The organism is Youngiibacter fragilis 232.1, from assembly GCF_000495435.3.
Classification (GTDB): domain Bacteria; phylum Bacillota; class Clostridia; order Clostridiales; family Clostridiaceae; genus Youngiibacter; species Youngiibacter fragilis.
Window position 1 is genome coordinate 1 of sequence record NZ_AXUN02000023.1, and the last position, 10456, is coordinate 10456.

Annotated in this window: 9 protein-coding genes; 7 read left to right on the top strand and 2 right to left on the bottom strand. The window is 44.2% G+C overall.

Annotation, left to right across the window (positions count from 1 at the left end):
- Positions 1 to 29: 29 nt before the first annotated feature.
- Positions 30 to 806, bottom strand: a complete 777-nt coding sequence (map, locus tag T472_RS01480) for a type I methionyl aminopeptidase (protein WP_023384057.1) — start codon at positions 804 to 806, stop codon at positions 30 to 32.
- Between the two features lie 221 nt (positions 807 to 1027).
- On the opposite strand from map, the gene fusA reads away from it, so the two are divergent.
- Positions 1028 to 3118 carry an elongation factor G gene (gene fusA / locus T472_RS01485; protein WP_040906287.1) on the top strand — a complete coding sequence of 697 codons (2091 nt, stop codon included), beginning with the start codon at positions 1028 to 1030 and terminating at the stop codon, positions 3116 to 3118.
- Positions 3119 to 3374: 256 nt separating this feature from the next.
- On the opposite strand, the gene T472_RS01490 is transcribed toward fusA, so the two are convergent.
- Positions 3375 to 4286, bottom strand: a complete 912-nt coding sequence (locus tag T472_RS01490) for an AEC family transporter (protein ID WP_023384052.1) — start codon at positions 4284 to 4286, stop codon at positions 3375 to 3377.
- 337 nt (positions 4287 to 4623) lie between these two features.
- Here T472_RS01490 and T472_RS01495 point away from each other — a divergent pair, with 337 nt between their 5' ends.
- The 6 genes from T472_RS01495 to T472_RS01520 all read left to right on the top strand — a co-directional run bounded on the left by T472_RS01495 (position 4624) and on the right by T472_RS01520 (position 10378).
- Positions 4624 to 5580 (top strand): ROK family protein, encoded by a 957-nt coding sequence (locus T472_RS01495; protein WP_023384049.1) that lies wholly within the window; start codon positions 4624 to 4626, stop codon positions 5578 to 5580.
- Between the two features lie 199 nt (positions 5581 to 5779).
- A complete protein-coding gene (tnpA, locus tag T472_RS01500) occupies positions 5780 to 6235 on the top strand; it encodes an IS200/IS605 family transposase (RefSeq protein ID WP_023384045.1) in 456 nt (151 codons plus the stop codon).
- Between the two features lie 161 nt (positions 6236 to 6396).
- On the top strand, positions 6397 to 6711 hold the full coding sequence (locus T472_RS01505) for a YciI family protein (protein ID WP_023384039.1): 315 nt from the start codon (positions 6397 to 6399) through the stop codon (positions 6709 to 6711).
- Positions 6712 to 6785: 74 nt separating this feature from the next.
- On the top strand, positions 6786 to 7394 hold the full coding sequence (locus T472_RS01510) for a histidine phosphatase family protein (protein ID WP_023384036.1): 609 nt from the start codon (positions 6786 to 6788) through the stop codon (positions 7392 to 7394).
- Positions 7395 to 7405: 11 nt separating this feature from the next.
- Positions 7406 to 8653, top strand: a complete 1248-nt coding sequence (locus tag T472_RS01515) for a competence/damage-inducible protein A (protein WP_023384033.1) — start codon at positions 7406 to 7408, stop codon at positions 8651 to 8653.
- Between the two features lie 168 nt (positions 8654 to 8821).
- Positions 8822 to 10378: an ABC-F family ATP-binding cassette domain-containing protein gene (locus T472_RS01520; RefSeq protein WP_023384030.1), complete on the top strand. Its 1557-nt coding sequence runs from the start codon at positions 8822 to 8824 to the stop codon at positions 10376 to 10378.
- Positions 10379 to 10456: the final 78 nt, after the last annotated feature.

The following is a 10456-nucleotide window of genomic DNA, read 5'->3' on the forward strand; positions in this document are numbered from 1 at the left end:
CAGCGGGGTCCTACCCGATTACTCCATTCTTACTGTTCAGGACTGTAAAAGTCTGAACCTTCTCCCAGGGTAAGTATTATCGGCTTACTGTCAGTAACCACCACAGTGTGCTCAAACTGGACCACTTGGTGCTGGTTTGGCGTTTTTAGGGTCCAACCGTCAGCATATTCCTCAACATAGTCATCTCCCTCTGATATGAAGGTTTCTATGGCGAGAACATGTCCTTTCCTGAGTATTATTGAACCGCGCTTTTCGTTGTAGTTGAATATGTTCTCCGGATCCTCGTGAAGGCTTCTCCCTACTCCGTGGCCGGTAAGATTCCTTATTACGTTGAATCCGTTTTTCATTGCCTCATTGTATATTACCCTGCCAAGATTGTTCGTCCGTGTGCCGGTTACTGCCTTGGAAATAGATTTGTAGAGGGCTGACTTTGACACTTCAATAAGCTTTGATTGCTTGTATTTTACTGGAGGAATCACCAATGTCATGCCAGTATCTGCATAGTAACCATCAAGGGAAGCGGATACATCGATATTTATTGAATCACCAGGATTCAGCTTATATTCTGATGGAATACCATGGGCTACCACATCATTGACACTTATGCAGTTGTACCCTGGGAAATTATATTCGCTTTTTGGTGCCGAAACAGCACCGTTTGCTTCGAGCACCCTTCTGCCGATTTCATCCAGTTCAAGTGTCGTCATGCCTATTCTGGCAGCTTTAGCCATTTCATCCCTTGCGATGGCAACAATCCGTCCTATTCTTTTGAGACCTTCAAGGTCCTTTTCACTCTCTATAACCAAATCTGTCAACTCCTTTACCAATTTAATTATAAACCATGAATGGCCGAAGAATCAGGAATTATCAGGTGCAAAATGGTAAAAGCAGGTAAAATAACTGAAAATGGTACAAAGCATAAACTAATTATAGAAAATACTCTGAAAATTTGATATGCTAATGGAGTAGGTTAAAGGTTTACATTTAACTTCAAGGTTAGACACAAGAAGGAGGAAATGATATGCACATCAAAGAGTACAGTATCAAAAATTTACGAAACGTCGGACTAATCGGCCACAGCGGCACTGGAAAGACAACTCTCGCTGAGGCTCTTCTCTACTACACCAAGTCCATCGATAGGCTGGGAAAAGTTGAGGATGGAACAACCACAACGGATTTTGATCCTGAAGAGAAGAAAAGGCAGATATCACTCCAGGCTTCTGTGGCTCCTTTCGCATACCAGGAAACAAAGGTCAACCTGGTGGATATACCGGGTTATTTTGACTTCATGGGTGAAGGCATCCAGGGAATGAGAGCTGTAGACATTGCTACGATAGTAATATCAGCAGCGTCAGGAATTGAAGTGGGTACCGACAAATCGTGGGCTTACGTCAACAAGATCAAGTTACCAAGAGCTTTCTACATCAATAAGCTGGACAGGGAGAATACCGATTTTGACAAGGTATTTGACAGTCTTAAGGAAAAATACGGCATGTCTGTAGTGCCGATACAGTACCCGATAGGAACTGCAGAAAGTTTCAGCGGTGTAATCAATGTAATATCAAACAGAGCCAGGATCCATGATCCCATAACATTTGAAATGAAGGAACAACCTGTCCCTGAAGAATATGAGGACAAGGTTGCAGAGCTTAAGGAAATGATAGTCGAGTCAGTCGCTCAGACTGACGAGGTTTTACTTGATAAATTCATAGGCGGAGAAGAGCTGACCAAGGAAGAGATATACAACGCACTCATCAAGGGCTGCGTCAGCGGAGACATAGCACCGGTAATGTGCGGAAGCGCAACTAAGGTTATCGGAATGACTACTCTGCTTGAAGACATTCTTGAGTGTTTCCCTACTCCTGAATATGCAATACCACAAAAGGCGGTTGACCTTTCAAGCAATGAAGAGGTGTTCATAGGACTTACTGAAGAAAAGCCATTTTCAGCCCTTGTATTCAAGACGATAGCTGACCCGTTCGTTGGAAAGATATCACTATTCAGGGTAATTACAGGAAATGTCAAGCCGGACCAGATTGTTGTGAATACAAACAGCGACAAGCAGGAGAAGCTTTCAAACCTGTTCTTCCTAAGAGGTAAGCAGCAGTTCCAGACGACCAAGGTAATAGCTGGAGATATCGGAGCTGTATCGAAGCTCCAATACACTAAGACTGGAGACTCCCTCTGTGATCCGAAATTTAGGGTTGTATATGATAAGTTCAACTTCCCTGAGCCTGTAATGACAATGTCAGTAATACCAAAGGCAAAGGGTGATGAAGAGAAGATATCATCAGGTCTTTCAAGGCTTCTGGATGAAGACCCGACATTCACTGTAAAGAGGGACACTGAAAACGCTGAAACATTGATCTCCGGTCTCGGAGAGACACATATAGAAATACTTGCATCAAAACTCAAGAACAAGTTCGGTGCCGATGTAAGACTTGAACTGCCAAAGGTAGCTTACAGGGAGACTATCAAGAAGACCTCCGATGTCCAGGGTAAGCATAAGAAGCAATCCGGAGGTCATGGACAGTATGGTGATGTAGTCATTAAGTTCGAACCAAGAACAGATGGTGAAGACGAACTTCAATTTGTTGATGCAGTTGTTGGAGGAGTTGTACCGAGAAACTTCATACCAGCAGTGGAGAAGGGTCTGAAGGATTCTATAAAGGAAGGAGTCCTTGCAGGATATCCGGTGATAAAGCTTAAAGCGACACTTCATGATGGCTCATTCCATCCGGTTGATTCATCGGAAATGGCATTCAAGGTTGCTGCCAATCTGGCCTTTAAGAAGGGTATGGAGATGGCTTCGCCGATTTTATTGGAACCTGTAATGAGAGTCGAGGTTTCAGTGCCAGACGAGTACATGGGAGATGTCATAGGAGACATTAACAAAAAGAGAGGCAAGATACTTGGAATGGAACCGGTTGACGGACTTCAGAAGGTAATGGCCGAGGTCCCTCAGGGTGAAATGTTCAGGTACTCCACTGACCTGAGGTCAATGACTCAGGCAAGAGGGGACTTCAGGATGGAATTCGCGAGGTATGAAGAAGTTCCTGCTGGAGAGGTTGCAAAGATTGTAGAAAAGGCAAAGGCATACAGGGAAGCGAAGGAATAAAGATAAGGGGAGTGAGAATCGTTTGGTTCCCACTCCCCTTATAATTGGATAAATCATTCTCAGATATTCATCTCCCACATCATAAATGGGAGATGGGTACACATCATGGAATAATCAGCTATTCTTAGAATACTTCAAAACATAGAATGTGAGTTCATTTGGTATGATACATTCAGCAGGCTGATAGAGAAAAATTGTAATGGCCCGGATGCTTCGAGGAGGTGTGCTTGAAGCCACATCAGTCAGACAGTATTTTTCAGTACCCAAACACCTGAACGAGAGTGGTCATTATGACCAGGCTCAAGAGAATTGAAATGGAGTTAATGGCTCCGGATTTTTCCGCGTCAGCATTGCAGCGCAGGGTGCTTATGACATTTACTCCTGAAACCGGCGAAAACAGAAGGATTATCAGTATCTGTCGGACTCCAATGCTGAAAAAAGGACTGACATAAAGAATCATTGATGCTAATGCACACACTGAATACCTTATTGCAAGCAGTTTGAACACATCTCCAAGCTGACTTGAATTCTTTGGGAACTCAAAGACGATTCCAATCATGAGCATGGCCAGGAATGCATTGGCTTTCCCGATATTGCCTGCAACCTCGTATACGAACCATGGCAGTCGTGCGTTTATGAAGTAGAGGAACATCATTATCACATAAATGTCAAAAGGAACTGACGAGATGATTTTTCTTATGAACCCGGTAATCTCAAATTTGGTGTCGCTTATGAGTCTTGACGCTAATGCATATGTAACTCCTGTGGTCATTATTGCGTTGCCAGTGTCAAAAAGGACAGCAACCACAATACCCATTGGGCCGATGAAGCTCTGGAGGTATGGCATGGTAAAGGTTCCTATGTTGTAGCCGGAATAGTTGATCACACCAAATGCCTTTTCCGTGTTAGATTTCCTGATTGCCAGCACATAGCCGATACCGCTCATTAGAAGGTTCATGAGAATTCCAAATATTACAAGAACCGCCAGGGACATCTGCCTGTCATAGTTTGCAAAGCTTGATATGACAGCTGCAGGCAATGTGATCATCAGGATTATATTGGATAGAATCTTGGCTGCTTGCCTACCTAAAATACCTGCCTTTTTCATGAAATAGCCGATTATGATCATTAGGACATAGCTTCCGGCCTTAACGAGAATTTCTAACATTTGTAATACCGTCCTTAATCTCTTGTGCAGGTCCAGACTTAAGACCCATGCACTTATTTATCAATCTAACTTACCCATGTGATATATGATACAGATAGCATATTTTATTGTCAAAATATATCTGAACCGTTTCATGGATTTTCCATAATTTGGAATAACAGGCAGAAAAGCACTCCTGGCGCTCAGATTGTAGTACAGCATGCATAAATTGCAGATGTCTGAATATAATCCTTTACATGTCTATGATATAATTATATGAAAAAACTAATAGCAAATTTTTCCACCATTAATTTTAAAGGAGTTGAGAGTGGGTGACCTGCCCTGGAAGCCCCGCAGTATGAAGAAATATGTTATTGGAGTAGATCTTGGAGGTACGAAGATCACGACTGCAATCAGCAGCCTTACTGGCGACATCATTGAAAAGACCACACTAGCCACTGGCTCGGCCCTTGGGGAGGAAGTAGTGCTTGGCAGGCTCATGGACTCAATCTCAATGGTTCTTGAAGCATCCCAGATAAAGGAGGAGGAGGTAAGAGGAATCGGAATAGGTTCACCCGGACCTCTCGATTCAAAGCGTGGTGTTATCATCACGACTCCTAATCTCCCGTTCAGGAACTTTGACATTGTTACACCCATAAGGAACAGGTTCGGGATACCTGTATTCCTCGACAATGATGCCAATGTCGCTGCTCTCGGAGAATATACCTTCGGTGCCGGCAAGGGAGCACAAAACATAGTGTACATGACCGTATCGACAGGAGTTGGAGGCGGAGCTGTACTCAACGGAAGACCGTACCGGGGTAACACAAGCAATGCTCTTGAAATAGGCCATATGACAATCGAACCATCAAGCAGGCATCGCTGTAATTGTGGTAATTATGGGGACGTCGAAGCCCTGTCATCAGGAACGGCGATTGCCAAAAGGGCAAGGGAAGCTGTTGAAGCCGGTTTAGAGACTTCACTGGCTGGTCTTGACAGCATCACAAGCTATGAGGTCTATCAGGCTTACCTTGAAGGTGACAAGGTCGCAATTGAGATACTGGACACAGCTTTCGATTACCTTGGAATTGCTGTCGCTAACCTCATTCTTGCCTTTGACCCTGAGATAATCGTCATTGGTGGAGGTGTCTCGAAGATAGGCAAGCTTTTCTTCGACAGGATAAAGGAAAGCGCCTCGAGGAGATGCTTCAGCTTCATGGTTGAATCAACAAAGATCCTTCCATCTGAGCTTGGTCAGGATACAGGGGTTGTGGGAGCGATAGCGCTCGGACTCATTGAGAGCGAGAACAAGTAAAATAAGGTCAGATAGGAACCGGGCATTGTCCGGTTCTTTTTGGCCACTTTAGTGCGTTTCAAATGGCACATTTGAATCAAATAAACCACCTGCTGTGCAGGTGGAGGAAATAATAGCTTCAGCTCCAAGAAACAAAACTCCTGTGGTAGCACTAAGTTGGCCGCAAACCAAACTTAAAAATAACACAGGAGGCATCCAAATGGATAAAAATAGTTTAGCGCACACAAATTGGAATTGTAATTATCACATTGTCTTTGCACCGAAGTACAGGAGAATGGTTATTTTCGGAAACTTGAAAGCTGAGATAGGTCAGATTTTGAGGGACCTATGTAATAGAAAAGGGATAATCATCCATGAGGCAGAGGCCTGTCCGGATCGCATCCACATGTTGATCAGCATTCCGATGAAATACAGTGTATCTGAGGTTATGGGATATCTTAAGGGTAAGAGTTCGCTGATCATATTCGAAAGACATGCAAACCTGAAATACAAATATGGTTCCAGGCACTTTTGGTGTAGAGTGTACTTTGTTGATACTGTCGTGAAAAATGCAAAGAAAATTGAAGAGTACACAAAAAGTCAGCTACAAAAAGATATGGTAGCTGACCAGATAAGTATTAAAGAATTTAGAGACCCGTTTACGGGAGAGCAGTAGAGAAGCCCAAGAAAAAATAGCTGCTTTAGCAGTAGGAGGGAAATAAGTGCGGTTGGCGGCCGCCTCATGCACCCCTACGGGGGCAGCAGGTTATAGACCATTATAGGGTCTGTGCAAACTGCCGGCTAAGCCGGCGGTACTGATTGGAGGGTGCGGTGAGAATGAAGAAAGAATATATCTATGTGCTCAGGCTGTGTGAACGTCTGTCAAATGGTGGAGCATGGACAGCTGAGGATGAGAAGGCAGTTGATGATCATTTTGAACGGCTTAAGAGTATGAACACTGAAGGCAGCCTGATACTTGCCGGAAGGACACAAACAAAGGATTCGGAGACCTTCGGCCTAGTAATATTTGAGGCAGCTGATGACAATGAGGCAGAATATATCATGAGAAGCGATCCTGCGGTTGCTGGTAAAATCATGACAGGCGAGTTTTATCCATATAAGGTCGCACTAATGAGAGGTATGACGGATTAATCATTGATATTCCCTAGGCAGATGTCTGTGGTAGAATATAACTGTTGAATAATTTGCAGGTCGGTGATAATTTGTTGAATCTATATATTACAAGGCATGGTGAAACAATCTGGAATAAAGAAGGGCGGCTTCAGGGCTGGAAGAACTCCCCATTGACTGAAAAGGGAGTAATGCAGGGGAAAATGCTGAAGAAGGCTGTTGTGGAGTATGGGATTGCCAGGGTATACTCAAGTCCTTCTGAAAGGGCGGCACTTACTGCGAGGTTTGCGGTCGAGGGACTGGATATACCTATAATCTTCATGGAAGAACTTAAGGAAATGAACATGGGGGATTGGGAAGGTAGGACACTTGAAGAGATCCAGAATGAGGAGACGGAAAACTTCGAGAATTACTGGACTGACCCGTTCAAATTCAAAAAGAATACGGGAGAGGACTTCAGCGATATACTCAACAGAGCACGTAGGGCGATAGACAGGATAACATCTGAAAATAAGGATTCCAATATCCTTATAGTTACCCATGGTGTGACTCTCAAAGCCCTTATGAGCTTCTTTGCTGAGGGTGGCTTCATTGAGTACTGGAAGACACCTGTAGTGAAGCAGACAAGCATAAGTCTGGTGAAATTTGATGACGATAATACCGGAAGGATAGTGATGTATGGAGATACATCCCATCACATTTGAAGGGAGCTCATATGAAAGCAGAAATACTGTCAGTAGGAACTGAGATACTGTTAGGTGACATAATAAATACAAATGCCCACTACCTGTCGAAGGAATTGGCATTGCTTGGAATATCAGTCTACAGGCAGACAACCGTAGGTGACAATGAGGAGCGTCTGCTTGATGCGATAAGGTCAGCTCTCAAGGACTGCGACATGATAGTTGCAACAGGAGGACTGGGCCCGACAACAGATGACATCACCAAGGAGACAGCTGCGAAGGCACTTGGCAAGGACCTTTATATCCATGAACCAAGCCTGGCAAGGATCAAAGGCTATTTCAGAGACAGCGCCAGGGCAATGACCGCGGGAAATGAGAAGCAGGCTCTTTTCCCGAAAGATGCATACATCCTGGAAAATGACAACGGTACTGCCCCGGGGTGCATAATGACCAATGAGAAAGGTCAGTCGATTATTGTGCTCCCGGGGCCGCCTAAAGAGATGGTCCCGATGTTCGAGAACAAGGTCAAGCCATATCTTGAGAAGTACCTTGACTCGACAATAATATCGAAGTCATTGAAGGTTATAGGACTCGGAGAATGGGACATGGCTTCAAGGGTCAGAGATATTATTACAGATAGTGAGAATCCTACTGTAGCACCATATGCAAAGGACTTCGAGTCTCTGCTGAGAGTCACTGCCAAGGCTGAGGACGAGACCTCGTGCAGGGCACTTATTGACCCTGTGGTAGCAAAGATCAAAGAAAGGATAGGAGAATACATATACGGCGAGGATGATGATACCATAGAAAAGGTTGTCGGTGAGCTGCTTATAAGGAACAACCTGAAGTTCGCCTGTGCAGAATCTGTGACCGGAGGAATGATAGCTAGCAGGATGCTCAGCTATGAAGGCGGAATGTCCAGAGTATTCGATGAGGCATTTGTCACCTACAGCAATGAGTCCAAGACAAGATACCTTGGCGTAGAAGAGGGTATACTGAAGCGTCATGGGGCAGTAAGTGAAGAGACTTGCCATGCCATGGCGAAAGGGCTGCTTGAAAATACAGGAGCTTCAGTCGGACTTGTCACCACAGGAATAGCAGGTCCTGAAGGCGGATCGCCAGAAAAGCCTGTCGGACTTGTTTATATCGGAGTCAATATGAAGGGCACAATTAAAGTCTTCAGGCATGTATTCCCAGGGGACAGGAACCGGATAAGAAGCAGGGCCACTGTTTCAGCTCTCGGGCACCTAAGGACTGAACTGGCAAAATCGCTATATTGAAACTGAACAATATCCATGGAAACCAGTCCTGATTTCCATGGATATTAATATTTCCATTCAATCCACTGTCCTAAATTTCCAAAATTCAGCTTAATTATCGAAATGTTTTCCTTATGGAGGTTTATCTGATATAATATCAGGGATTATTTGAAAAAAGAGGTAGTATACTTGAGCATATTGACTGTAAAGAACATTAGCCATGGATTCGGAGACAGGGCGATCTTCGAGGATGTAAGCTTCAGGCTCCTGAAAGGTGAACATGTAGGTTTGATCGGAGCAAATGGCGAAGGAAAATCCACATTCATGAACATAATAACGAACAAGCTGATGCCCGATGAAGGCAGCATAGAGTGGTCCAACCGTGTAAGGGTAGGTTATCTTGACCAGCACAGCATGCTGGAAAGAGGTATGTCCATAAGGGACGTGCTCCGTTCAGCATTCTCCTATCTTTACGATATGGAGAAAGAGATCATGGAAATAGCTGAAAAGATGGGTACAGCTACAGAAGATGAACTATATAAGCTCATGGATGACATGGGTACGCTTCAGGACACACTTGACCATAACGGCTTCTATGTAATAGATGCCAAGGTTGAAGAGGTCGCGAGAGGTCTCGGACTCAGGGATGTAGGTCTTGACAGGGAGGTCAACGAGCTTTCAGGAGGACAGAGGAGCAAGGTCCTTTTGGGCAAGCTTCTGCTGGAGTCACCTGACATCCTTCTCCTGGATGAGCCCACCAATTATCTTGATGAAGAACACATAGAATGGCTGAAGAGATTTCTTCTTGATTATGAGAATGCCTTCATTCTCATCTCACATGATATTCCATTCCTAAACAGTGTGGTCAATCTCATATATCATGTGGAAAACAAGTCACTTACAAGGTATGTTGGCGATTATGATGATTTTATGGCTGTATATGAGGCTAAAAAGAAGCAGATTGAATCTGCATATGAAAGACAACAGCAGGAAATTGACAGGCTTGAGGATTTCATAGCCAGGAACAAGGCGAGGGTAGCTACCTCCAATATGGCTAAATCAAGGCAGAAAAAACTGGATAAGATGGAGAAAATTGAGCTTGTGGCTGAAAAGCCAAAGCCATCGTTTGATTTCAAGGAATCCAGGATCTCAAGCAAGCTTGTGTTCAAGACTTATGACCTTGTGATAGGATATGATGAACCACTTACGAAGCCGATAAATGTGTATCTTGAGAGAGGTCAGAAGATTGCCTTGACTGGGGCCAACGGTCTTGGTAAGACAACTCTCCTCAAGAGTCTGCTGGGAATCATACCTGCCTACAAGGGAGAAATAGAGCTTGGAGATAATCTTGAGATAGGCTACTTCCAGCAGGAAAGCAAGGAAGGGCAATATCACACATGCATAGAGGACTTCTGGGAATCCTTCCCGGGATATAACCAGTACGAGGTGAGGACCGCGCTTGCAAAATGTGGCCTTACAACGAAACATATCGAATCAAAGATAATGGTTTTGTCCGGAGGAGAGCAGGCTAAGGTCAGGCTGGCAAAGGTCATAAACAGGGAATCAAACATCCTGGTTCTTGACGAACCTACAAACCATCTTGACGTTGATGCCAAGGAGGAGCTGAAAAGAGCCCTGAAGGCTTATAAGGGGACCATCCTGATTGTATCCCACGAAAGGGAGTTCTATGAGGATATCGTTACTGATGTCTGGAATTGTGAAGATTGGACGAGAAAAATATTTTAGGGAAAACCGCAGCATACGTCTGCGGTTTTCAAATATGGCTAAGCGCTCTGCCAATGGAGTATAATTTATTAGGAAAGA